Below are 22187 nucleotides of genomic sequence, written 5' to 3' on the forward strand. Positions count from 1 at the left end.
AACAAAAACGGGGCCACTCGGCCCCGCTTTCACATCGAGATTTCGTGGCCTTTAGCCGGCTGCGGTGTACGCCGTCTTCACGATGGTGAAGAACTCGGCCGCATACTTGCCCTGCTCGCGTGATCCATACGACGAGCCCTTGCGCCCGCCAAACGGCACGTGGAAGTCAACGCCGGCGGTCGGCACATTGACCATCACCATGCCCGCTTCCGAGTTGCGCTTGAAGTGCGTCGCATACTTGAGCGAGGTCGTCACGATCCCGGCCGAAAGACCGAATTCGGTGTCATTCGCGGTCGCTAGCGCCTCTTCATAATCCTTCACGCGAATGACAGCAGCCACCGGCCCGAAGATTTCTTCGCGGGCGATCCGCATGGAGTTCGTCGCCTCGGTAAAGAGAGTCGGCTGCAGGAAGTAGCCTTCCGTATCCTTGGTCACTCGCTCGCCACCGGCCGCGATCTTGGCGCCCTCGCCCTTGCCGATCTCGATGTAGTCGGTGTCCTGCTTGAGCTGGCCCGGATCGACCACCGGCCCAATTTCGGTATTCTTATCAAGGGCATCGCCCACCCGCAGGTTACGCGTACGCTCGGCAAGCGCCTCGACGAACTTGTCGTGAATGCCTTCGGTTACGATCACGCGGCTCGACGCCGTGCAGCGCTGGCCGGTCGAGAAAAACGCCGACTGCGCAACGCTTTCGACGGCAACCTTGAGATCGGCATCGTCGAGCACGATGGTCGGGTTCTTGCCGCCCATTTCGAGCTGGAACTTGCGGCCAACTTTGATCGACGCCTCGGCGACCCGCTTGCCCGTCCCTACCGAACCGGTGAACGAAACCGCATTGACATCGGGGCTGTCGAGCATGGTCTGGCCGACCACGGAACCCTTGCCCATCACGAGGTTGACGACGCCCTTCGGAAGGCCTGCGCGCACGAGAATATCGACGATCGCCCAGGTCGAACCCGGCACGAGATCTGCCGGCTTGATGACGACCGTGTTGCCATAGGCCAGCGCCGGCGCCATCTTCCAGGACGGAATGGCGATCGGGAAATTCCACGGCGTTATGATGCCGATAACGCCAACCGGCTCACGGGTGATTTCGACCGTCAGGCCCGGACGCGCGCTCGGGAGAATTTCGCCCGCCAAGCGCAGCGTTTCGCCGGCAAAGAAGTCAAAAATCTGCGCGGCGCGGGTGACTTCGCCGATGCCTTCGGGCAGCGTCTTGCCTTCTTCGCGGCTCAGCAGTTCGCCAAGTTCCTGCTTGCGGGCTAGGATTTCCTGGCTGGTCTTGGAAAGGATCGCGTGACGCTCAAGAATGCCCGAGCGCGACCACGCCGGGAACGCTGCCTTTGCAGCGGCAATCGCCTGCTTAGTTTCGTCGGCCGTCGCGCGCGCGTAGACGCCGACCACCTCGTTGATGTTGGACGGATTGATGTTTTCGACACCATCGGCGCCGACCCACTCACCATTGATCAGGTTCTTGTGCAATTCGCTCATATCGAGGCCTTTCGGGTTGTTCAGTGGGCTGCCGGCAAAACGCGGCGGCTAAAGGAGGTCGGCGCGGGCAAGATCGCGCAGCAGATGGCTCGTGCCATAGGTCCAAGGCGGACACTTGGTGGAAAGGTTGACGGTATTGGTCAGAGTACCAAGCGATGGCGTCGAAATGGAGACCGTGTCCCCGATCTTATGGGTAAAGCCCTTGCCCACCCCGTCGCGATCCTTCACCGGCGCAAACATCGTGCCGAGGTAAAGCACCAGCCCGTCCGGATACTGATGATGGCTGCCGATGGTTGCCGCCACCAGCGATTCCGGCGTGCGCGAAATCTGCGCCATGTTCGAAGCGCCTTCGAGCACAAAACCATCGGTGCCTTCGACGCGCAGCGCGATCTCGGAATTCTTGACGGTCTCTAGCGTAAACTCGCCGTCGAAGAGCCGCACGAATGGTCCGAGCGCAGCCGAGGCATTGTTGTCCTTGGCCTTGCCCAGGAGCAGCGCCGAGCGGCCTTCCACGTCGCGCAGATTGACGTCATTACCCAGCGTCGCGCCGACGATCTCGCCCTTGCTGGTGACCAGCAGTGCCACTTCCGGTTCGGGATTGTTCCAGCTCGAAATCGGATGCAGCCCAACCTCGGCGCCGAAGCCCACCGAGCTCATCGGCTGGCTCTTGGTAAAAATCTCGGCGTCCGGACCGATCCCCACTTCGAGGTACTGGCTCCAAACACCCTTTTCGATCAGTGCGGCCTTGACCTTCATTGCCGGCTCGGAGCCCGGCACGAGTTGGGAAAGATCGGTGCCGATCAGGTCGAGAATTTCTGTCCGCAGCGCATCCGCGCGCGACTTATCCCCGCGGGCCTGTTCTTCGATTACTCTTTCGAGCAGCGAAACGACGAAAGTCACACCCGAAGCCTTGATGGCCTGGAGATCGATGGGAGAGAGCAAAGCCGGCAAATTTTTACTGGTCTGACCAGTGCGCGAATTTTCGATGATCGCGTCCACGGCGCCAACCGACTTGCCGCTTGCCGAGCGAACATGCTCGGCCGCGCGGCCGCTCTCGGCAATGTCTCGCACTGTCGCCATGCCCTTGGCCGTGATGTCGAACACCTGCCCGTCACGCACGGTGACGACCCTCGGCTCGATAAAGCCAGGTACTTTTGCGCGTCCAAGGAGTACGCCGTCAGGAATAATCGTCGCGTCCATTTTGGCTCCCCACTAAAATGTTGGGGCAGACCTAACCCGTCGCGCCGCGGCGGCGCAAGCCTGAGCGCAAAATAATCATACTTATTGGGCAGCGCGCTCAGGCGGTCAGCGATAAACGCCAGCCTAACCATCCATTCAACTGTGGTTCATCCGTGCCGCATTACTGACGCAATGGGTGGGGAATGAATGCCTCACCGAACACTCAGGAGTTTCCCATGCGTCTCGTGACTGCCCTTGCCCCTCTCGCCCTGCTGGCCGCAACTATCCCAGCCTATGCCGGCACCATCACTATAGAGGGACGCGGAGAGGTTCGCGCGGCACCGGACATGGCGCTGATCAATTCGGGCGTTACGACCCAGGGCACGACCGCGCGCGAAGCGCTTGATGCCAATACGGCGGCCATGGCCGACCTGCTGGCAACGCTAAAGGAAGCTGGAATCGAAGCGCGCGACATCCAGACGTCGGGCTTCTCGGTCAACCCGAACTATGTCTATTCGGACAATCGCGACTCCAACGGCTATACCCTGCCGCCCAAGATCAACGGCTACCAGGTCTCCAATACGGTCACCGTTGCCGTCCGCGACCTCGAAGAGCTCGGCGCCATTCTCGACAAGTCGGTGAATGTCGGCGCCAACACCATCAACGGCATCAGCTTCTCGGTCGCCGACCCTACCGAGCTTTACAACGAAGCGCGCAAGAAGGCTTTCGCCGACGCCCGCGCCAAGGCCGAGCTCTATGCCACCGCCGCTAGCGCCACGCTGGGTGAGCTCGAATCCATTTCGGAAAGCCAGAACATCAACAGCCCTATCCCGATGCCGATGTATGCCCGCGCTGATGTAGCACAGGCCGCCGTGCCGGTCGAAGCTGGCGAAATGACCTTTGAGATCGGCGTCAATGTTCAGTGGGAATTGGACGCCCAGGCGACGAATTGATCGCGCTGGCCTTGAACCGGCCACGTTAAGAGCGCACCTGCCCCCTCGAGCCGAGCAATCGGTTCAGGCCTTCGAGGCAGGTGCATCCAGATTTCCGGGTTCCCCTGTTGAGGGGGCTTGGAGGGTGGGGGCGGTCCCACCGTAGTCACCCCGCCCCCACCTGTCATCTCAGCCGAACAGCACCTTCCAGAGCATGTTGAGCCCCACCGCCACGAGGAAGGTGGCAAAGACATATTTCAGCGTTTTCTGGTCCAGGCGATGTGCCAGCGCCGCGCCGATCGGCGCGCAGAGCGCCGCCGTGAACCCAACCAGCACCAGTGCGACGAGATTGACGTAGCCGAGGCTGAACGGCGGTAGGTCGCCAACGCCCCACCCCGAAATCAAAAACCCCAGCGACCCGGAAATGGCGATGGCAACCCCAATCGCCGCCGAAGTACCCACCGCCTTATGCATGGTCTCGCCAAAGGCCACGAGCGTCGGCACCGTGAGCGACCCGCCGCCGACCCCCATCAGCGACGAGATATAGCCGACGATGAACGCCGCGATGCGGTGCGTTAACTTGGAGCCGCGCAGGTGTCCCATGAGCTTAGCCTGAAACGAGAAGACGATATTGGCCGCAATGACGAAGGCCATCACTGCAAAGACGATCCGCAACACGTCGCCGGAATACCAGCCGGCCATCAACCCGCCGATAAACGTTCCGGCAACGATGAACGGCGTCCAGAGCCCGAGCGCGTTCGTATCGAGCGCCCCGCGCCTTTGATGCGAGCGCGCGCTCATGATGCCGGTTGGGATGATGATGGCGAGCGAAGTGCCTACCGCTACATGCTGAACGACTTCCGCATCGAACCCCATCAACAACAAGGCGTTGCTGAGCGCCGGCACGATCACCGCCCCGCCACCGATGCCGAGCAGGCCTGCTGCGACGCCGGATACGACACCTGTGGCCAGCATGCCCAGCGCAAAGGGCCAATAGCTGATGACGGCAACCCAATCCATGCTTATTCCCCGATGATATGAAGCACCACTTCACGCCGGTGCGGACGCTTGCGGTGTTCAAAGAGATAGATGCCCTGCCAGGTGCCGAGCATTGCCCGCCCATCCGAAATCGGAATGCCGATCGAAGTCTGCGTCAACGCTGCCTTGATGTGAGCCGGCATGTCGTCGGGCCCTTCAAGTGTATGGATAAGCCAATCCATCCCCTCGGGCACAAGCCGCCGGAAATAGCCCAGCATGTCGACCTGCACATCCGGATCGGCATTTTCCTGGATCAGCAGCGAGCAGGACGTATGGCGGACAAAGACCGTGACGAGCCCCACTTCGACGCCCGATCGCACAATGGCGTCGTCCACCCTCCCTGTGAATTCGTAAAGAGCCTGTCCGGACGTGGGAATCGTGAGCTGTTCGATGGCCTGGCGCATGCCTTGGCCAACTAGCACGATACCGCTCCAGCTGCGAGGCCGCGATCTTTTGAACAGTTCGCCGCGCCGCAATCCTGCCTAAATCAAGCATCCACAAGATCATCTCGTATGGTGCGGAACCGGCGTCAGACTGCGGCGTTTCGGGGCTTACGGGGATGCTATGCCGTGGGCTGGAGCGAGGTTGACCATTCAGCCTCCGTTCAGAAATTTCCCACGATGCTCGGCACAACGTGTCACCTACGACGAAGGAAAGAATAATGCGCCTTAGAAATTGGCTCTTCGCCGGCACCAGCCTGACGCTGATCAGCATGGCTCCGCCGAGCTTTGCGCAGGACGCTCCGGCGGACCTGCCGCAGGCCTGTATCGATCAGGGCTTCACGACACTCGATGAATGTATCGCAGCCCAGCCCGCTGGCGAAGCTGCGCCTGCGCCTGAGGAAGCCGCACCGGCATCGGAAGCTCCTGTTGAAGAAGCAGCGCCCCCCGCAGAGGAACCCGCCCCTGCGCCGGAAGAAGCTGCCCCGGCACCCGAACCGCAGCCTGAGCCTGCTCCGGAAGCCGCTCCTGCTGAGCCGGAACCGCAGCCTGAAGCTGCCCCCGTCGAACCGGAACCCCAGCCTGAAGCCGCTCCGGAAGAACCTGCCGCGGTAGAACCCGCGCCGGAAGCTCCAGCTGCTGAAGAACCTGCGGCCGAGCCCGAAATGCAGACCATGCAGGCAGAACCTGAGCCGGCCCCTGAAGCGGCGCCGGCTGCCGAACAGGCTGCCCCGGAAGCTGCACCTGCACCTGAAGCAGAACCCGCTCCTGAAACTGCTCCGCAGCCGGAAGCGCCGGTCGAAGCCCAGCAGGCGCCAGAGGCCGCTCCTGAAGCTGCGCCCGAACAGGCTCCTGCTGAAGAACCGGCTGCCCGTTCGGACATCGCTTCGTCGCTGACGGCGCAGGTCGATGCCTATAATGCTGCTGTTGCCGAACTGTCCGCTGGTGGCGACACCGCCGGTGCCCAGTCGCGTATCGATGCGGCTCTCGCCGAAATCAACGCAATCTGCGCCAATGCCGGCTTGCCCGACGTAGACTCCTGCCTTGCTCCGCTCGGCCTGAGCCTCAACCCGCTGCCGGATGTGCAGGACGTGACCCCTGACGCTCCGGCTGAAGGTCAGCCCGCAGCTCCCGCTGACGGCACCGTCGATCCCAACGCACCTGCCGCCGAAGGCCAGGTCACCGTGGATGGCCAGCCCGCCGAAGTCATCGAGGATCTCCCCGAAGGCGTAACGCAGGAACAGATTGCTCCGGTGCTTGATAGTGCCAAGGACGTGACGCTTGCGCCTGAAGGCGAAGCAGCCCCGGTTGAACCAGCCGCTGCCGACGCCAATGCTCAGGCTGCGACTGAAGCCGAGGCGGCCGCTCGCGTTGCCCCGCCTGAAAATGACGAAGCTGCCCAGTCCGAACAAATTCGTTCGCTGGCAGTCGACGCCACTGCCATGTCGGCGACCGCCGAACAGGGCACGGAAGTGACCGCGACCGAGAACACGACGGTCAACCAGACGGTGGTGAACAACTACATCACCAACATCACGAACATCACCAACAACAACTCTGGCACGACTAACAACACGACCATCAACAACAACACGACGGTCGTCGATAATTCCCAGACCAACATCGGCCAGCAGAACAACGTCACCGTTGTCGAGCAGGTCCCGGTTCGGGAGGCCAATGCCAGCGATCTCGTGACCCAGGTCATCCTGCAGGTGGGCACCCAGCTGATCGTTAATTCGATCGGCCAGGACACTGACCGCTTCTACAATCCGCAGCAGGACGAGGTCTATTACGAGAATCTGCCGAATGGCCGCGTGCGGGAAGTCGTATCGCGTCCCGATGGCAGCCAGGTGGTGACCGTGCGCAACCGCAACGGCGACATCCTCCGTCGCTCGCGCATCACCCCAGATGGTCGTGAAATCGTCCTCGCTTATTTTGATGATCGCTACGACGACGAACTGTTGACCTGGCGCGATCCGGGCCTCGACCTGCCGCCGCTCCGTCTGAATATTCCGGTTCGGGACTATGTCCTCGATGCCTCCTATGCAGACGAGAACGAAGTCGAGACCTTCTTCCGCCAGCCGCCGGTCGAACAGGTGCAACGCCTCTATTCGATTGACGAAGTCAAGCGTTCAGCTCGCGTCCGTGACAGCGTTCGTCGTCTCGAAGTCGGCAACCTGACCTTCGACACTGGCGCCGCTACGATCGACCGCGATCAGGTCGCCTCGCTCTCGGCCGTTGCTAACGGGATGCTTCAACTGCTCAAGTCGAACCCAGCGGAAACCTTCCTCATTGAAGGTCACACAGACGCCGTCGGCTCGGATATCGCCAACCTGCGCCTCTCGGACCTGCGTGCTGCAACCGTTGCTCGCATCCTGACTGACTTCTACGGCGTCCCGCCCGAAAACCTGGCAACCCAGGGCTACGGCGAACGCTACCTGAAGATCCGTACGGAGAGCGCCGAGCGCGAAAACCGCCGCGTCACGATCCGCCGCATCACGCCGCTGATCACCGTCGCCGCCAACTAAGCGACAGCAATGCGCGGAAAGGGCCGGACAATCGTCCGGCCCTTTTTCATTGCCCCTGCGGGTGCAACTTTCGACCTTCATTTGCCTGCGGTTTTCCTTGCCGTGATCGATGAAACCTAAAAAAAGATTCCAAAAGCACCGGCCCCGACCTCTGAACCCGCGCGTATCTGGCTGAAATAAGTACATTTTCCAGCGCCAACAGTTGACGGAATGTTGTGATCACAAACAACGGAACTGTCGCGCAACCCGGTGCGTTCTTTAGCCAGAATTCGAAGCAAGGAGCTCAAAAATGGCTACCCCAGAACGTGATACCATCTATACCAACGACGGCAACCGTACGGTCTATACCCGCGAAAGCAATGGTACTGGCTGGTTTGTCGGCATCATTGTTGCCCTGGCACTTCTCGCCATCGGTTACTTGGTTTTCTCGGCCAATTCCGGCCCGTCGACTTCGGTCGACGTGAACAGCACCACTCCGGCCGTGGAAACGACCTCCCCGATGACTGAAGCGCCGGCTGCTACGCCCAACGCTGCGCCGATGACTGAAGCCCCGGCCGCAACCCCGGCTCCGACGACAACCACTGAAGCTGCCCCGGCGTCCGAAACGCCGGCCACCACGGCTCCAGCCGCTGAGCCTGCTGCTACCCCGGCCAACTAATAGCCTGGAAAACGGCCTCGACCCCCTCCCCCTCGAGGCCCTTCGAGCCCCGGTTCTTGAACCGGGGCTTTTTGCTGCCTGCGTCACAATAGCGCTTACCGATAGACTTGCGTGTGGCCCGTGCACTTCCCATCTCGACTGAAAGCAAGAACGGGAGCGCTAATGTTCAACATCGATCAGATTATCAAAGCTATCCAGACCGATCCAAACAGCAAGCGCACCGCCATGACCGGCGCGGCCGGCCTTGCCGCTGGTTTGCTGATGTCCGGCGGCAAGCCCACAAAGCTGCTCGGAAACGCAGCCAAGCTTGGCGCTCTCGCCGCGGTCGGCGGCCTCGCCTATAAGGCCTGGCAGACGTATCAAGCGAACCAGTCTGGCGCGGGCGCCCCCCAGCCAGTGCGCGAAGACGCCTTCATCCCCGCGCCGGGCAACGAAGCCGCACACGAAGAACTCGGCAAGACTCTCGTTCGAGCCATGATCGCGGCGGCCAAGGCCGATGGTAAAATCGATGCCGAGGAGAAAGACGCCATCTTCGAGCGCCTAAAGACCATGCCGCTTTCGGCCGAAGAAAAGGCCTGGGTCTTCGACGAGCTTTCAAGCCCGCTTGATATCAACGCCGTCGTTGCCCGTGCCGATACACCCGAACATGCGGCTGAAATATACGCGGCTTCTCTCGTTGCCATCACTGCCGACACAGCGGCCGAACAGGCATACCTGCAGGCCCTTGCTGCCAAGCTCCGGCTTGATCCGGCTCTCGTGACTGAAATTCACAAGGCCGCCGGCGAAAAGCTGCCCGAGCCGGCGCCGACTGCCCCACAGCCTTGGGCCTATACGCCATCGGCCACGAATGTCTGACCGTGCCGACACCGCGCCTTGGCGCGGTATCACTCATGTGCGTTCTTGATGGTTTCTGCCCGCGCCGCCATCTCTGGCCGCAAGGAGAATGCCATGGAACTCGGACTTTACTCATTCGCTGAAAACACCCCGGATCCGCTCAATGGCGGGCAGGTCCAATCACCCGCCGAACGACTGCGTGATCTGATCGAAGAGATTGAGCTTGCGGATCAACTGGGGCTGGCATTCTACGGACTCGGCGAGCACCACCGCCCGGACTATGTCGCCTCCTCACCCGTGACCGTACTTGCCGCTGCTGCGGCGCGGACGAAGAACATTCGCCTGTCAACCGCCGTCACCGTGCTCAGCTCCGAAGACCCGGTTCGGGTCTGGCAGCAGTTCGCGACGCTCGATCTCATCAGCAATGGCCGCGCCGAGATCATGGCTGGCCGCGGCTCGTTCATCGAAAGCTTTCCGCTCTTTGGTTACGATCTCAACGACTACGATGATCTTTTCGAAGAAAAGCTCGAAATGCTCCTGGCCCTGCGCAAGGGCGGCAAGATCAACTGGTCCGGCACCAAGCACACTCAGGCCTTAAACGGCATCGCCGTCTATCCCCAACCGATCCAGAACCCCTTGCCGCTTTGGATCGCCGTCGGCGGAACGCCAAATTCGGTTGCCCGTGCTGCCTATTATGCGCTGCCTTTGATGATCGCCATCATCGGTGGCCGCCCGCGGCAGTTCGCCCCGCTGGTCGATCTTTATCGCCAGACCGGCGCCAAGATGGCGCACGACGCCTCGCTCCTCAAGGTCGGGGTATCTGGCCACGGCTTTATCGCCGAGGACAGTAAGTCTGCGCGCGACATCGCCTTTCCCGCCCATAGCGCCACGATGAGCCGCATCGGTGCCGAACGCGGCTGGCCCCCGACCACGCGGGCCCAGTTCGATGCCGGCACCACGCCAGATGGCGCCTATTACATGGGCTCTCCGCAGGAGGTAGTCGACAAGATTCTGATGCAGCACGAATGGTTCAAGCACGATCGCTTCGGCCTGCAATTGAGCGTCGGTACCCTGCCCCACGATAAGGTCATGAAGGCCATCGAGCTCTATGGAACAGTCGTCAAGCCCGCCATCGATAAGGCACTGGCCCCTAGCTGATCAGGAGCGATATGCCGGATGGGTCCAGCGCCGTCGCGCGCTGGCTCTGCCCGGCTATCTCAGCTTCGCCGATGTTGGGCTGGATGGGCAATGGACTACGCCCTATCATCTCTCGGCCTGCTCGCCGAACGGACCGGTGCTTCTGACGTATAATTATCTCGATGCGCCCTCGGCGATCGAGCATCGCACAGCCCTTGGACAGCTAGGCTACTTGCCCAGCATGCCTTTCAATCGCGTGCTCGATCTGGCTTTATCGAAAGCTGGATTAAAGCGTTCGGACATCTACGTCACCCATGCTTTTCACCTGCTGCCGGCGACACGGTCGGCCGCCGTGGCGAGCAAGCACATCGATATCTCGTTCGATGCGGTGGCCAGATATGAGATCGAAGGCCGTCGGATCGTAGCGCTTGGCGAAGTCGCTGCCCGCGTCTGCCGCAGACACGGCCTGGCCCACACGGCCGTGCCGCATCCAAGCGCCCGCGGGTTCGATTTCGCGAAGCGCGCAGGTCTAATCGCCAGCGCCCTCGCCTGACGATTACTTTCCGGACCGCTTGATCGACTTGATCGCCAGCGGCGGCATGCCCGACTTTTCCGAAATCGCGCGGTCCTGCTCTTCGATGGCCGCCTTGGCCGGCTCGTCCCCATCGAGACCACCCAGAAGATTGGCGTCCACCTTGCGATTGGAGCGCTGCGAACCATCTTCATAGATGACGTCGAACATGACGAATTCAGTGCGTGCAGTCGGTTTCTTGGCCATGAGACCTATCCTTCAAAAACAGGACCGCGAGCCGAAGGGCCCGCGGTCAAAATGCAAAAGTCGAGGCGCAACTAGCGGTAGATGCCGTCGCCTTGTTCGTCGATGATCTGGCGGCCCTTGTTAAGGGCCAGAGCCACGAGATCATCCTTCGAGCCCATGCGGTCGGCGCGGATGAACTTGTAGGACTTCACTTCGCCGCCGATGTCCTTCTCGATTGTACCAGCCAACTGGTATTCGCTGCCGGCACGCATCTCGATCGCCTTGATCAGATGTCCCTTATAGCTCTCTTCACCCAGCGATTTGTCGCCAGCCGGAGCGCTGTCTTCTACGCCGCCGCCACCAAAGAGTTTCTTCCAGAAAGACATTAGGCACTCCCTAAACTGCGTCTGGGCGGCTTGGGGCGTTCGAGCTCCCCGCGCCTCTCCATCTCCTCCTGCAGCCATTGCGGGGAGATGTCAAAATAGTTCGGCCAGATCGGCCTGCCGTTGACCAGTTCTACCTTGGCAAAATAGCCCCGATCCCGAAGCGGCTCCGTTCCCTCGCCGCGTTCGGCGAGCATCGGCGCCGCGTTGAAGACGCCATGGGTGCCGTCTGAAAACGACACCGACAGCTTGAACGGAATAGCCGCGCGAAGAGCTGTGATCTTCAGACGTGGAGCAGCCATCGCGCTGCCCCCTAGTTGTCGAGGAAGCTCCGCAGCTTCCGGCTCCGGCTCGGATGCTTGAGCTTGCGCAGCGCCTTGGCTTCGATCTGGCGGATACGTTCGCGTGTCACAGAGAACTGCTGGCCGACTTCCTCGAGCGTATGGTCGGTGTTCATCCCGATGCCGAAACGCATGCGCAGCACACGCTCTTCACGGGGCGTTAGCGAAGCGAGAACCCGGGTCGTCGTTTCACGCAGGTTGGACTGGATCGCCGCATCGATCGGCTGGATCGCATTCACGTCCTGGATGAAATCGCCGAGGTTGGAATCTTCCTCGTCACCGATCGGCGTTTCGAGCGAGATCGGCTCCTTGGCGATCTTGAGCACCTTGCGGACCTTGTCCAAAGGCATCTGCAGCTTTTCGCTGAGTTCCTCCGGCGTCGGTTCGCGGCCGATCTCGTGCAGCATCTGGCGAGAGGTCCGGACTATCTTATTGATCGTCTCGATCATGTGCACCGGGATACGAATGGTCCGTGCCTGGTCAGCGATCGAACGCGTGATCGCCTGACGGATCCACCAGGTCGCATAGGTCGAGAACTTGTAACCGCGACGATACTCGAACTTGTCGACGGCCTTCATGAGGCCGATATTGCCTTCCTGGATGAGATCCAGGAACTGCAAGCCGCGGTTCGTGTATTTCTTGGCAATCGAGATCACGAGGCGAAGGTTGGCTTCCACCATTTCCTTCTTGGCGATCGCTGCTTCGCGCTCGCCCTTCTGCACCTTGTGAACGATGCGGCGGTACTCTGCGATATCGAGGCCGGTCTCTGTCGCAAGCGTTGCGATCTCGTGACGGATATCGCGCACGGTATCGGCTTCGCGGCGGGCAAATTCGGTCCAGCCCTTGCCGTCAAAACTATTGAGCGCAGTCTCCCAAGTCGGATCGAGTTCGCGGCCGTAATAGTTCTGCAGGAACACTTCGCGCTTGACGCCATAGCTCTCGGCAAGGCGCAGCAAACGGCCCTCAAGCCGCACCAGGCGCTTGTTGATGTCGTAGAGCTGCTCGACGAGGCTTTCGATACGGCTGGTATTAAGTGAGAGCGACTTCACGTCGGTGATGACATCACCACGCAGCGTTTCGAGCTTCTTGGCTTCCGAAACCGAAACCGTCGCGGTGCGGTCTTCGGCGTGCCGATCCTGCATCACGCGCATCTGGCCATAGGCCTCGGCAATCCGGTTGAACGTCTCGACGACCTGCGGCTTGAGCTCCGCTTCCATGGCCGAAAGCGAGAGCGCATTGTCGAATTCGTCGTCGTCGTCCTCAACCGGATCCTGCGGGGCTTCCGGTTCTTCGGGCACATAGTCGTCGTCGCTATCCGATGACGCAGCGCGGCGCGGCGCAGGTTTTGCCGCAGTCTTGACGGGCTCGGGCTCGACGCGCGCGGGTGCGACCGGAATTTCCGGCGCGGCCTGCTTGGCATCAGGGCCCGCATAGGTTGCTTCGAGGTCGATGATGTCGCGCAGCAGAATTTCGCCTTCGGCGAGCTGATCGCGCCAGATGATGATTGCCTGGAAGGTCAGCGGCGATTCGCAGAGGCCTTCGATCATGGTCTCGCGACCGGCCTCAATACGCTTAGCGATGGCGATTTCGCCCTCGCGGCTCAGGAGTTCCACTGAGCCCATTTCGCGCAGGTACATGCGCACCGGGTCATCGGTGCGATCCGAGCCCGACTTAGTGTTCGAGGTATTTGCGAGGGCGGTGCCGCCCGAAGGCGCAACTTCGCTGCCGGTTTCTTCCTCGTCCTTTTCAACCTCGGTCTCTTCGACCTCGTCTTCGTCGACGACGTTGATGCCCATTTCCGAGAACATGGACATGAAATCTTCGATCTGCTCGGAGCTGACTTCGTCCGAGGGCAGAACGGCGTTCAGCTCTTCATAGGTCACATAGCCGCGCTTCTTGGCGACCTTGATCAGCTTCTTGACCGCAGCATCGTTCTGGTCGATCAGAGGACTGTCATTGGAGGCTTCCGGAGCTCCGGATTCGGGCTTCTCGGTTTCCTTGCTGGCTTTGTTCGCTGCCTTGGTGGCCATATGCTACTCCTCGGGACCCGCGGGCATCTCGGGCGCCGGACTTGTCATAGGTGGTGACAGCTCAAGACAAGGTAAAGGTTTGGTCACCGAGGCGTTAACACCTCAGCCTCATGATGGTTCGCTTCGGGACGCAATGACATATCGGCCATATGCGAAATCGCGCGTCGTCGCCGGTCTTTAGATTGCTCTAAAAACTGCGAGTCGCGCGTCCAGATAGCGAACCAAACCCTTCGATCAATGCCTCTGTGCCATCGACAGTGGTAATCTGGTTCTTGATGTCTCGCAGCCTTTCAAAGGTTTCATCGCTCGGGTCTTCGCCCAGCGCCGCTTCGGCTGCCTTGAGTTCCCTATTTAGCTGAACTTTCTTGTTATGCAAGGCCAGCGCATGACTTAATCCGGTTTCCGCATCGACAAGTGCGGTGTCGGCGCCAACTTGCCACACCCCTTGCCGCACAAGTGTATCCGCCATTCGGTCAAGCGTGGCGCCATGGCCGCGTGCGCCCAGCGCAGCGCGTAGGTCGGGCGCCGAGATATCATGGTGCCGCACGACGAGGGCCAAGATGTCGCTCAAAACCTTTTGTGCGGTCGGTGTTTCACAATCGACTGCCGCCAACGTCTCAAATTTGTCTTCGACCAGCGCGGGATGATTGACAAGCGTGAGAACGATGGTTGCTTCACGAGGGGTCGCCTCGATCCCGGCTGAGCCGCGCAACAAGCGCGAATTGCGCAGCGTGTCCGAAACGACAAGCCGCGGCGTTCCGCGCGAGGGAAAGCCGTAGGCCCCGCTCTGACCATAGCTTGGGCGTCCGCCTCGCCCGCCGTCCCTGCCCTGACGGATCGGGGCAAAAAACGCTTTCAGTTTTTCGTCGAACGCCTGTTGGTAATGAAAGCGCACCGTCGCGTCCTGGATCGAATTGGCGCGCTCGCGCAAGCGCGCCTGCAGCGCCGCCCGCTCTTCCGGCGCTTCTGGAACGAGGCCGCCGGTTTCAAGGCTCCAGAGCATGTCGGACAGACTCCGGGCCTTGTCGATTACGTCTGCAAAGGCTTGCCGTCCCTGCGCCTTGATCAGGTCATCCGGATCCTGCCCTTCCGGCAACGTCGCGATCTTGACTGTTCTGCCTGGCTTGAGATGGGGCAGAACGAGATCCATTGCCCGCTCCGCCGCTTTGAGGCCCGCCTTGTCGCCATCAAAGCAGAGCACCGGCACCTCCACCATGCGCCAGAGAAGCTGCAGGTGCTCTTCCGTCAAAGCCGTGCCCAACGGCGCTACCGTGCCCTCGAAACCGGCAGAGACCGCTGCGATCACATCGAGATACCCCTCGACGACGATCACCGTCGCGCCGTCGCGCACCGCGCCGCGGGCGGAATGGCCGTTGTAGAGCGTCTGCCGTTTGGAAAAGAGGCTCGTTTCAGGGGAGTTGAGATACTTGGCAGGCACATCGGCGCTCAGCGCCCGGCCACCAAAAGCGATGATCCGGCCCTTGAAATCGGTGATCGGAAACATGACGCGATTGCGGAACCGGTCATAGGTGAGCGGATCATCGTCACGACTGGTCACGAGGCCAGCATCGATCATCGCCTGAGCCGTGACGCCATTAGCCGCCAGATGCTCCTTCAGCCCGTTGCGGCTGTCGGGCGCAAAGCCGATCCGAAACCGTGTCTGGCTCGCCGGTGACACGCCGCGCTCCAGCAGATATCCGCGCGCACGCGCCCCGATATTGTGCGCCAGCGCCGCCTCGAAGTAGCGTGCTGCGATCTCCATGACCTCGAGCAGCCCCTTATGCGCCGCCTCGCGCTGCTCGATCCGCTCATCCCGCGCCGGCATCGGCACGCCCGCCATGCCAGCGAGCTTTTCCACCGCCTCGGGAAAGCTCAGTCCGGCCTTTTCGGTCAGGAACCGAAAATGGTCGCCCGTCGCCCCGCATCCAAAGCAGTGGTAGATGCCACGCCGGTCGTCAGCGTGAAAACTCGGGCTCTTTTCGGCATGAAACGGGCAACAGGCCCACATATCACCCTTGCCGGGCTGGGATTTGCGCTTGTCCCAAAGCACATGCTCGCCCACCACCTGCGTGATCGGCAGGCGTTGGCGGATCTCGTCCAGGAACGTATCGGAAAAGCGCATGAAGCCTAGATAGGCGCTTGCCGGCGCCAAGTCATCCCTCGACGCCCCGCTTATCCCCTGCGCTGGGCGCCGTCGCCTCCCTAGCGAAAAAGTCGCTTCTCCGCTAGGGTCGCTGCAACTTCCGGCAGTCAGCGCAGATCCATTGCCTACTTATCGAAAACTTCCGATCGGCGTCCTCCTCGCCTTGACCGCTCTCCCAGCGCTGCTTATCGGCGCCACGCTCTGGATGGTCGCCGGCCTTGTCCCCGCCTGTACGGTCAGCGAGCGCGAGCGACTGACGTCTCCTAACGCCGCGTTCGATGTCGTGATTTTCTCCCGTGATTGCGGAAACACCGAAGCCAATACCCAGGCGGCGCTCGTCCCTCCCGGCGAGGAAGTACCTTTCGACGCCGCGAGTTTTTATTCCGTCGGCGTCGACGCAGACCTTTCCCCGCGCTGGATTTCCGTCAGCGCGCTCGAATTGACGACGCCCTCGGGTCAGAAGCCCTATCGCAGTGACGAAACCGTCGCCGGCGTCAGCGTCACCTATCGCGCGGCCAATTAAGCCTTGCTCGACTGGTAGAGCCGCCAGGCCCACCCGAATAGCCCTATGGCGAAAACCACCAGCATCACTCCACCGATGATCATACCAAGGGTCGCCGTCAAAAGCGGGAAGAAAAGGAATACGAGCCCGAGCAGCACATAGGAAATGCCCGAGAGCACCACAGGCCAGATCCGCGCATAGCTTTCGCGCTCACGGACCACGACGACAATCTGCATGGCCCCAACCACCAGCGCCGCAAGGCCAACCAGGGTGCCGAGCAAGGTCGCGGTAAAAATCGTCGCGATGAAGGGCTGAATGAAAAACAGGACGCCGAGCAAGAGCGAGGCGGCATTGGCAATGATGTCGAACCAGTAATTCCCGCTCTTGCCGCCGCCAAAGGTTAGGCTCCAGAGGCCCAGAACGCCATCGATGATCAGCAGAACGCCGCCGAATAATACGAGCACGGTAAGCGCGTCGGCCGGAAAGATGATCGCATAAAGTCCCGCGATCAGCATCAGTAAGCCGCGCAGCGCGGTGGCCAAGGCAAAACGGCGCTTAGTCTGTGAAGAAATCATCGGTCGCCCTCCATCGGGCCGTCACGGCCCGGTCCAACGGGCAAACTCTAGCTCCGACGAAATCAGTGCGCCAGATGGAGGCGCTGGAGATTTTCTATACCTGCCGCCCGAGAATCTGCATTGTCCGACGGCCGTATGCGTGAAAAGAGACGCGCACTTTCAAGCTGCTTTCGCGGTCGCCCTGTCATGTCCCTGCCTCTTATCGCCCTTTTCCTCGCCGCGTTCGCGTTCGGTACCGCCGAGTTCGTTATCGCAGGCATCCTGCCCGAAGTTGCGACGGGCCTGGGCGTCACGATCCCGGTCGCGGGCTACCTCATTTCGGGCTATGCGATCGGCATTGCCGTCGGCGGCCCCCTCCTTGCCGTCGCGACCAAGAAAATGACCCGGAAGGCCCTGATCCTCCTTCTTGGCAGCATTTTTATTTTCGGGCAGGTTTTGTGCGCCATAGCGCCGAGCTTTGAATTGCTGATGGCTGCGCGGATTCTCGTCGCCGTCGTACACGGCACCTATTTCGGCATCGCGGCCATCGTCGCAGTAAGCATCGTTTCGCCGGAAAGACGCGGCTTTGCGGTTGCACTCATCCTTTCGGGCCTCACCGTATCCAATATCCTAGGCGTTCCCGGTGGCACGGCTATAGGCAATGCACTTGGCTGGCGCGCGACCTTTTGGACCGTCGGGGCCATCGGCCTTCTGGCAACAATCGCCGTAGCAGTCTTTCTGCCGCGCAACGCCGCGGCGGAAACGACCTCGGGCAGCTTCGTGCGCGAGTTCAGGGTGCTCGGCCGCCAGCAGATCGTCGCCTCGCTCTTCATCGTCATCCTGGTGATGATCGGCCAATACAGCCTTTTCACCTACATCGCTCCGCTGCTGACCAGTGTTTCCGGCTTCGATGTCGGCGTCGTGCCATGGGTCCTGCTGCTTTATGGCGTCGGCTCGACTATCGGTGTCTTCATCGGCGGCCGTCTGGCTGATTGGAAGCTGATGCCATCGCTGATCGCCATCCTGACGCTGCAAGCGGTTATGTTCGTGACAATCTTCTTTGTCAGCCCGCATCCTCCGGCAATGGCCATCGCCACAATCGTTTGGGGCGGCGTCAACTTTGCCTTTGGCTCCCCGGTTCAGTCGCGCGTTCTCGCCTGGGCCGCAGACGCTCCGAACCTTGCTTCCGCGTTGATTCCCACAGGCTTCAATATCGGCATCGCCATCGGTGCAGTGCTTGGCGCGTCGGTCATCGACTCCGGCCTCGGATATGAATTTCTGCCGCTGATTGGTGGCGTTTCCTCGGCACTTGCTGCAGCGATCGCGCTAGTTTCCGGCCTCTGGGATCGCAGCGCCGGCGCCATGCCGCCCGTGCCGGCCCCCGCCGAGTGATGCACTAAAATATTGGCTGATCCGTATAATTGCATCTTGTCTGTAAGAGAGCGTTGTTAATTTTCCCGCTAAGGGAGAACGTCGCGGACGGGTGGGCCTATGGTCATCGACAATGCCACATTGCTGATCGGCATAGCCTTCTCGAGTGCCTCGCTTCTGGCCGCCTTGGTGATCGGCTGGCTCAACGCCCGGTCCGAGACTTACCTCGTCTTGGGCGCAACCGGCATGGCGCTGGTTGTTATGGGCGTCATCTGCCTTGGCCTGCCGAGCGATACCTACGGCCTCGTCCAGCATCTCCTGCCCTATTCGCTCATTCTCGGCGGCTTCAGCTTTGTCTACGGCGGCTCGCGTCGCTTCCGTAACCCCAACGCCTCCGTCTGGCAGCCGGCCGCCCTGGGCAGCTTTTTCATCATCGTCATCGCCGTGCCCTTCTTTGTGGGACTGACTGGCATCGGCGTGATCCTTCTCAACATCACCGCCGCAATACTTCTCCTCTGCTGCGCTTATGAGCATTGGCAGAGCAAGGACCATCCCCACGTCGCGCTCATGGCCAACGCCCTGCTCTATGCCGTGACCGCGGCGTCATTTCTTGCCTGCGCGATAGTTCTTATCGGCGAGCAACGCTGGGTGCTGACGGCCCCTCCGAAAAACTGGGCCGAGGATTTCAATTCCATCATGTCGCTTGTCGGCCTGACGGGCATCGGCGCCTTGACGCTGACGCTCCATTACGCCCGCGCCGCGCATCGCCATCACACCGAAGCCAATACCGATTCCCTGACCGGCGTGCTCAACCGGCGCGCCCTCTTCGACCGCTTTGGTTCGGGCCGGCAGCCGAACACGACGGCGGTGCTGATGTTCGATCTCGATCACTTCAAGCAAGTCAACGACCGCATGGGCCACGCGGCAGGCGATCGCGCGTTGCAACGCTTCGCCGATATCCTGCGTCAGGAACTGCGTCAGGGCGACATCGCCTCACGGATCGGCGGCGAAGAGTTCTGCGCGGTCTTGACCGGCGTCGACCAGGATACGGCACAGACCATCGCCGAGCGCATCCGTAAAGGCTTCGCCGAGCTCGGTCTTGCCATCGACGATAACGGCCTCGTCGCCACGGTAAGCATCGGCCTTGCCATCCCAGCCAAGGACGAAGAATTTTCAGCGCTGCTCAGTCGCGCAGACGCCGCCCTCTACCAGGCCAAGAACGGCGGCCGAAACCAGGTCCGCCTCGCGCCCCTCCGGCTTGTCGCCTGAAGAGAAAAAGGTCTGCGAAAAATACTCGAGCGCCGATGTCGGCATGCGTCGTCCCACGTAGGGCCGAGACTGAGCCTGCCAGAACGAGGACATCATGAGCCAGAAAACGCTCTATTACACTCACAACACCAATCCACGCGTCGCCGTGGCCGTTGCGCGCTATCTCGCTTCACCGGTGAAATTCGTGCGCTGTGAGCCCGTGGCGCCGACCGGAAAAAGTTCCTGCCGCTTAAGTCCAATTCGCTTGCACCATTGTTGGTCGAAGACGGCGCGCCACTATGGGAAGCCGACGCCATCGCACTTCGCCTTTCCCGCCTCGCCGGTGGGGACTTCTGGCCCGATGGATACGCCGTCGACATGATGATGTGGGTCCGCTGGAGCGCCCATCACTTCACCAATGCCGGCGCGGCCCTTGTCTGGCAAAACCACACAGCCAAGTCCTTCATTGGCGATCCGGATCCGCAGGTCGTCGAGGGCACAACCAATGATTTTAAGCGCTTCGCCACTATTCTGGATTCAACACTCGCGGACCGCGACTGGCTCGTTGGCGGCAAGCTGACCTATGCCGATTTCTGCGTCGCTTCGGCCCTACCCTATGCCGAGCAGGGCCTCATCCCGCTCGACATCTTCCCCCACATCCGCGCCCGGCACGATCGCGTCAACGACATCGACGCCTGGCGCGAACCATTTGCCGGCTTGGCTTGAGCCAAAAAAATGGGGCGCCCGCAGCGCCCCACTCTTATCACTTTGCTGCCAGGGCGTTTCGCACCTGGCCGCTCACCTTGCCGAAATCGATTCGCCCCGGATAATTTGCCTTGAGCTCGGCAATGACCTTGCCCATGTCCTTCGGGCCCTCGGCGCCGCTCGCTGTGATGGCCGCAGAAATCGCCGCAGCCACTTCCTCTTCCGTCAGCGGCTTGGGCAGGAACTCGTTGAGAATATCGATCTCTTCCTTTTCCACCGTCGCCAGGTCGGCGCGCCCGGCCTGCGCATAGATCGCAAAGCTCTCCTCGCGCTGCTTGACCATCTTCTGGATCATCGCAAGGATTTCATCGTTGGTTGCCGGTCCCTTGCCTTCACCCCGATTGGCGATGTCGCGATCCTTGATCGCGGCGTTGATGGAGCGAAGCGTTGCCGTGCGCCGCTGATCCCGGGCCTTGAGGGCGGTTTTGAGGCCTTCGCTGATCGTTTCGCGCATCTTGATGTGCTCCTTGCCATGCAGAATGAGTGCCCCATATAGGCATGAAACGCCGGTCGCGCCACTTGCGCTCTCCGGCTCGGCCTTCTAAGAGGAGGCCTCAACCGACATACCTCGCACCCCTGCAGCGGCTTTTGCCGCCACCTAGGCGCGCGAACCGACGAACCAAGCATGGAGACCGACCGTGACCGGCTGGCAGCAATTCCCCGCGACCGCAGTTCTTATTCTGGCTGACGGCACGCGCCTTGAGGGCCATGGCATCGGTGCAGTCGGCCACGCCGCCGGCGAGGTGTGTTTCAACACCGCCATGACCGGCTATCAGGAAGTTCTCACGGACCCCTCCTATGCCGGCCAGATAATCACCTTCACTTTCCCCCACATCGGCAATGTGGGCACCAATGATGAAGACATCGAGACGGTGAACATGGCCGCCCTTTCCGGCGTCCGGGGCGTGGTTCTCAAAGCCGATATCACCAACCCGTCCAACTATCGCGCCGCTGAGAAGCTCGACGCCTGGCTCAAGAAGCGCAACATCATCGGCATTGCCGGCATCGACACCCGCGCCCTAACTGCCCGCATCCGCGAAAACGGCATGCCCAACGGCGTTATCGCTCACGAGCCCAGCGGACATTTCGACGAAGGCTCGATCATGGCCGAACTCAACGCCTTCCCAGGCCTTGAAGGTCTCGATCTCGCCAAGGAAGTCACCACCGCCCAGACCTATCATTGGGACCAGACGAGCTGGAAGTGGAACGAAGGTTACGGCACGCTCGACAAGCCCGATTTCCATGTCGTCGCCATCGATTACGGCGCCAAGCGCAACATCCTGCGCTGCCTGGCCGATCAAGGCGCCAAGGTGACCGTCGTTCCGGCCACGGCCTCGGCCGCCGACGTCCTCGCCCACAACCCTGACGCCATATTTCTCTCGAACGGCCCCGGCGATCCGGCTGCGACCGGCAAATATGCCGTGCCGACAATCCAGAAGCTGATGGAAACGGGCAAGCCCATGTTCGGCATTTGCCTTGGCCACCAGCTCCTCGGCCTCGCCCTCGGCGGCACCACCAGCAAAATGCACCAGGGCCACCACGGCGCCAATCACCCGGTGAAGGACTTGACGACGGGCAAGGTGGAAATCACCTCGATGAATCATGGATTTGCCGTGGACGCCGAGACGCTTCCCGCTGGCGTCACCCAGACCCACATCTCGCTGTTCGACAATTCCAACGCCGGCCTCGCCGTCGATGGCAAGCCGATCTTCTCGGTGCAATACCACCCTGAAGCCAGCCCCGGCCCACAGGACAGCCACTATCTCTTCACGCGCTTCCTCAATTTGGTGCGCAAGGAGAAGGGGCTCCCCGAAAAGCCAGAATTTCAAGCGCCAGCAGCCTGAAAACGTTGATCG

General features: G+C 61.1%; 22 protein-coding genes. 11 read left to right on the forward strand and 11 right to left on the reverse strand.

Features of this window, described 5'->3' with window-relative positions; genetic code table 11:
- Nucleotides 1-51: 51 nt before the first annotated feature.
- Nucleotides 52-1491, reverse strand: coding sequence for an aldehyde dehydrogenase family protein (locus VW35_RS06360; RefSeq protein WP_046142128.1), 1440 nt, complete (start codon nt 1489-1491; stop codon nt 52-54).
- A gap of 48 nt (nt 1492-1539) precedes the next feature.
- Complete coding sequence (locus VW35_RS06365) at nt 1540-2691, reverse strand: fumarylacetoacetate hydrolase family protein (RefSeq protein WP_046142129.1); 1152 nt, start codon at nt 2689-2691, stop codon at nt 1540-1542.
- Nucleotides 2692-2906: 215 nt separating this feature from the next.
- Here VW35_RS06365 and VW35_RS06370 point away from each other — a divergent pair, with 215 nt between their 5' ends.
- Nucleotides 2907-3623, forward strand: coding sequence for an SIMPL domain-containing protein (locus tag VW35_RS06370; RefSeq protein WP_046142130.1), 717 nt, complete (start codon nt 2907-2909; stop codon nt 3621-3623).
- Between the two features lie 168 nt (nt 3624-3791).
- Here the strand turns inward: VW35_RS06370 and VW35_RS06375 are convergent, their stop codons facing one another.
- The gene (locus tag VW35_RS06375) at nt 3792-4622 is read right to left on the reverse strand and encodes a sulfite exporter TauE/SafE family protein (RefSeq protein WP_046142131.1); all 831 of its coding nucleotides are present in this window, start codon (nt 4620-4622) and stop codon (nt 3792-3794) included.
- A gap of 2 nt (nt 4623-4624) precedes the next feature.
- On the reverse strand, nt 4625-5044 hold the full coding sequence (locus tag VW35_RS06380) for a secondary thiamine-phosphate synthase enzyme YjbQ (protein WP_046142132.1): 420 nt from the start codon (nt 5042-5044) through the stop codon (nt 4625-4627).
- A 257-nt stretch (nt 5045-5301) separates the two neighbouring features.
- Here VW35_RS06380 and VW35_RS06385 point away from each other — a divergent pair, with 257 nt between their 5' ends.
- From VW35_RS06385 to VW35_RS06405, 5 genes are all read left to right on the forward strand, one after another.
- Nucleotides 5302-7608, forward strand: coding sequence for an OmpA family protein (locus VW35_RS06385; protein ID WP_052951541.1), 2307 nt, complete (start codon nt 5302-5304; stop codon nt 7606-7608).
- 289 nt (nt 7609-7897) lie between these two features.
- The gene (locus VW35_RS06390) at nt 7898-8266 is read left to right on the forward strand and encodes a hypothetical protein (protein WP_052951542.1); all 369 of its coding nucleotides are present in this window, start codon (nt 7898-7900) and stop codon (nt 8264-8266) included.
- A gap of 162 nt (nt 8267-8428) precedes the next feature.
- A complete protein-coding gene (locus VW35_RS06395) occupies nt 8429-9121 on the forward strand; it encodes a tellurite resistance TerB family protein (RefSeq protein ID WP_046142133.1) in 693 nt (230 codons plus the stop codon).
- A gap of 93 nt (nt 9122-9214) precedes the next feature.
- Nucleotides 9215-10258, forward strand: coding sequence for an LLM class flavin-dependent oxidoreductase (locus VW35_RS06400; protein ID WP_046142560.1), 1044 nt, complete (start codon nt 9215-9217; stop codon nt 10256-10258).
- Complete coding sequence (locus VW35_RS06405; RefSeq protein WP_046142134.1) at nt 10209-10790, forward strand: uracil-DNA glycosylase family protein; 582 nt, start codon at nt 10209-10211, stop codon at nt 10788-10790. Before VW35_RS06400 ends, VW35_RS06405 begins: the two co-directional genes overlap by 50 nt.
- A 3-nt stretch (nt 10791-10793) precedes the next feature.
- On the opposite strand, the gene VW35_RS06410 is transcribed toward VW35_RS06405, so the two are convergent.
- From VW35_RS06410 to dnaG, 5 genes are all read right to left on the reverse strand, one after another.
- Nucleotides 10794-11015 carry a hypothetical protein gene (locus VW35_RS06410; protein ID WP_046142135.1) on the reverse strand — a complete coding sequence of 74 codons (222 nt, stop codon included), beginning with the start codon at nt 11013-11015 and terminating at the stop codon, nt 10794-10796.
- 71 nt (nt 11016-11086) lie between these two features.
- On the reverse strand, nt 11087-11380 hold the full coding sequence (locus tag VW35_RS06415; RefSeq protein WP_046142136.1) for an HlyU family transcriptional regulator: 294 nt from the start codon (nt 11378-11380) through the stop codon (nt 11087-11089).
- Nucleotides 11380-11679, reverse strand: coding sequence for a DUF2442 domain-containing protein (locus VW35_RS06420; protein ID WP_046142137.1), 300 nt, complete (start codon nt 11677-11679; stop codon nt 11380-11382). Before VW35_RS06420 ends, VW35_RS06415 begins: the two co-directional genes overlap by 1 nt.
- A gap of 11 nt (nt 11680-11690) precedes the next feature.
- Nucleotides 11691-13748, reverse strand: coding sequence for an RNA polymerase sigma factor RpoD (gene rpoD / locus VW35_RS06425; RefSeq protein ID WP_046142138.1), 2058 nt, complete (start codon nt 13746-13748; stop codon nt 11691-11693).
- Nucleotides 13749-13935: 187 nt separating this feature from the next.
- A complete protein-coding gene (dnaG, locus tag VW35_RS06430) occupies nt 13936-15900 on the reverse strand; it encodes a DNA primase (RefSeq protein WP_342016518.1) in 1965 nt (654 codons plus the stop codon).
- A gap of 154 nt (nt 15901-16054) precedes the next feature.
- On the opposite strand from dnaG, the gene VW35_RS06435 reads away from it, so the two are divergent.
- Nucleotides 16055-16414: a hypothetical protein gene (locus VW35_RS06435; RefSeq protein ID WP_152662502.1), complete on the forward strand. Its 360-nt coding sequence runs from the start codon at nt 16055-16057 to the stop codon at nt 16412-16414.
- Here VW35_RS06435 and VW35_RS06440 read toward each other — a convergent pair.
- On the reverse strand, nt 16411-16968 hold the full coding sequence (locus VW35_RS06440; RefSeq protein WP_046142141.1) for an HdeD family acid-resistance protein: 558 nt from the start codon (nt 16966-16968) through the stop codon (nt 16411-16413). The genes VW35_RS06435 and VW35_RS06440 overlap by 4 nt on opposite strands.
- Nucleotides 16969-17154: 186 nt before the next feature.
- Between VW35_RS06440 and VW35_RS06445 the strand changes: the two genes are divergently transcribed.
- The 3 genes from VW35_RS06445 to VW35_RS06455 all read left to right on the forward strand — a co-directional run bounded on the left by VW35_RS06445 (nt 17155) and on the right by VW35_RS06455 (nt 20292).
- Complete coding sequence (locus tag VW35_RS06445; RefSeq protein ID WP_046142142.1) at nt 17155-18339, forward strand: MFS transporter; 1185 nt, start codon at nt 17155-17157, stop codon at nt 18337-18339.
- A 99-nt stretch (nt 18340-18438) separates the two neighbouring features.
- A complete protein-coding gene (locus VW35_RS06450) occupies nt 18439-19587 on the forward strand; it encodes a GGDEF domain-containing protein (protein ID WP_046142143.1) in 1149 nt (382 codons plus the stop codon).
- Between the two features lie 255 nt (nt 19588-19842).
- Nucleotides 19843-20292, forward strand: a complete 450-nt coding sequence (locus VW35_RS06455; protein ID WP_052951543.1) for a glutathione S-transferase family protein — start codon at nt 19843-19845, stop codon at nt 20290-20292.
- Nucleotides 20293-20329: 37 nt separating this feature from the next.
- Here the strand turns inward: VW35_RS06455 and VW35_RS06460 are convergent, their stop codons facing one another.
- Entirely contained in the window at nt 20330-20785 is a 456-nt protein-coding gene (locus VW35_RS06460; protein ID WP_046142144.1) for a GatB/YqeY domain-containing protein, read from the reverse strand.
- A 184-nt stretch (nt 20786-20969) separates the two neighbouring features.
- Here VW35_RS06460 and carA point away from each other — a divergent pair, with 184 nt between their 5' ends.
- Entirely contained in the window at nt 20970-22175 is a 1206-nt protein-coding gene (gene carA, locus VW35_RS06465) for a glutamine-hydrolyzing carbamoyl-phosphate synthase small subunit (RefSeq protein ID WP_046142145.1), read from the forward strand.
- The last annotated feature ends 12 nt before the right edge of the window (nt 22176-22187 follow it).

This window comes from Devosia soli (assembly GCF_000970455.1).
GTDB classification, from domain to species: Bacteria; Pseudomonadota; Alphaproteobacteria; order Rhizobiales; family Devosiaceae; genus Devosia; species Devosia soli.

Excerpts from the sequence above, each read along its gene's own strand:
- VW35_RS06445 (WP_046142142.1), top strand. The coding sequence starts at position 17,155 with ATGTCCCTGCCTCTTATCGCCCTTTTCCTCGCCGCGTTCGCGTTCGGT.
- VW35_RS06375 (WP_046142131.1), bottom strand. The coding sequence starts at position 4,622 with ATGGATTGGGTTGCCGTCATCAGCTATTGGCCCTTTGCGCTGGGCATG.
- VW35_RS06370 (WP_046142130.1), top strand. The coding sequence starts at position 2,907 with ATGCGTCTCGTGACTGCCCTTGCCCCTCTCGCCCTGCTGGCCGCAACT.
- VW35_RS06395 (WP_046142133.1), top strand. The coding sequence starts at position 8,429 with ATGTTCAACATCGATCAGATTATCAAAGCTATCCAGACCGATCCAAAC.
- rpoD (WP_046142138.1), bottom strand. The coding sequence starts at position 13,748 with ATGGCCACCAAGGCAGCGAACAAAGCCAGCAAGGAAACCGAGAAGCCC.
- VW35_RS06410 (WP_046142135.1), bottom strand. The coding sequence starts at position 11,015 with ATGGCCAAGAAACCGACTGCACGCACTGAATTCGTCATGTTCGACGTC.
- VW35_RS06390 (WP_052951542.1), top strand. The coding sequence starts at position 7,898 with ATGGCTACCCCAGAACGTGATACCATCTATACCAACGACGGCAACCGT.
- VW35_RS06380 (WP_046142132.1), bottom strand. The coding sequence starts at position 5,044 with ATGCGCCAGGCCATCGAACAGCTCACGATTCCCACGTCCGGACAGGCT.
- VW35_RS06360 (WP_046142128.1), bottom strand. The coding sequence starts at position 1,491 with ATGAGCGAATTGCACAAGAACCTGATCAATGGTGAGTGGGTCGGCGCC.
- VW35_RS06385 (WP_052951541.1), top strand. The coding sequence starts at position 5,302 with ATGCGCCTTAGAAATTGGCTCTTCGCCGGCACCAGCCTGACGCTGATC.
- VW35_RS06450 (WP_046142143.1), top strand. The coding sequence starts at position 18,439 with ATGGTCATCGACAATGCCACATTGCTGATCGGCATAGCCTTCTCGAGT.
- VW35_RS06405 (WP_046142134.1), top strand. The coding sequence starts at position 10,209 with ATGGAACAGTCGTCAAGCCCGCCATCGATAAGGCACTGGCCCCTAGCT.
- VW35_RS06365 (WP_046142129.1), bottom strand. The coding sequence starts at position 2,691 with ATGGACGCGACGATTATTCCTGACGGCGTACTCCTTGGACGCGCAAAA.
- VW35_RS06400 (WP_046142560.1), top strand. The coding sequence starts at position 9,215 with ATGGAACTCGGACTTTACTCATTCGCTGAAAACACCCCGGATCCGCTC.
- VW35_RS06440 (WP_046142141.1), bottom strand. The coding sequence starts at position 16,968 with ATGATTTCTTCACAGACTAAGCGCCGTTTTGCCTTGGCCACCGCGCTG.
- VW35_RS06415 (WP_046142136.1), bottom strand. The coding sequence starts at position 11,380 with ATGTCTTTCTGGAAGAAACTCTTTGGTGGCGGCGGCGTAGAAGACAGC.
- VW35_RS06460 (WP_046142144.1), bottom strand. The coding sequence starts at position 20,785 with ATGCGCGAAACGATCAGCGAAGGCCTCAAAACCGCCCTCAAGGCCCGG.
- VW35_RS06420 (WP_046142137.1), bottom strand. The coding sequence starts at position 11,679 with ATGGCTGCTCCACGTCTGAAGATCACAGCTCTTCGCGCGGCTATTCCG.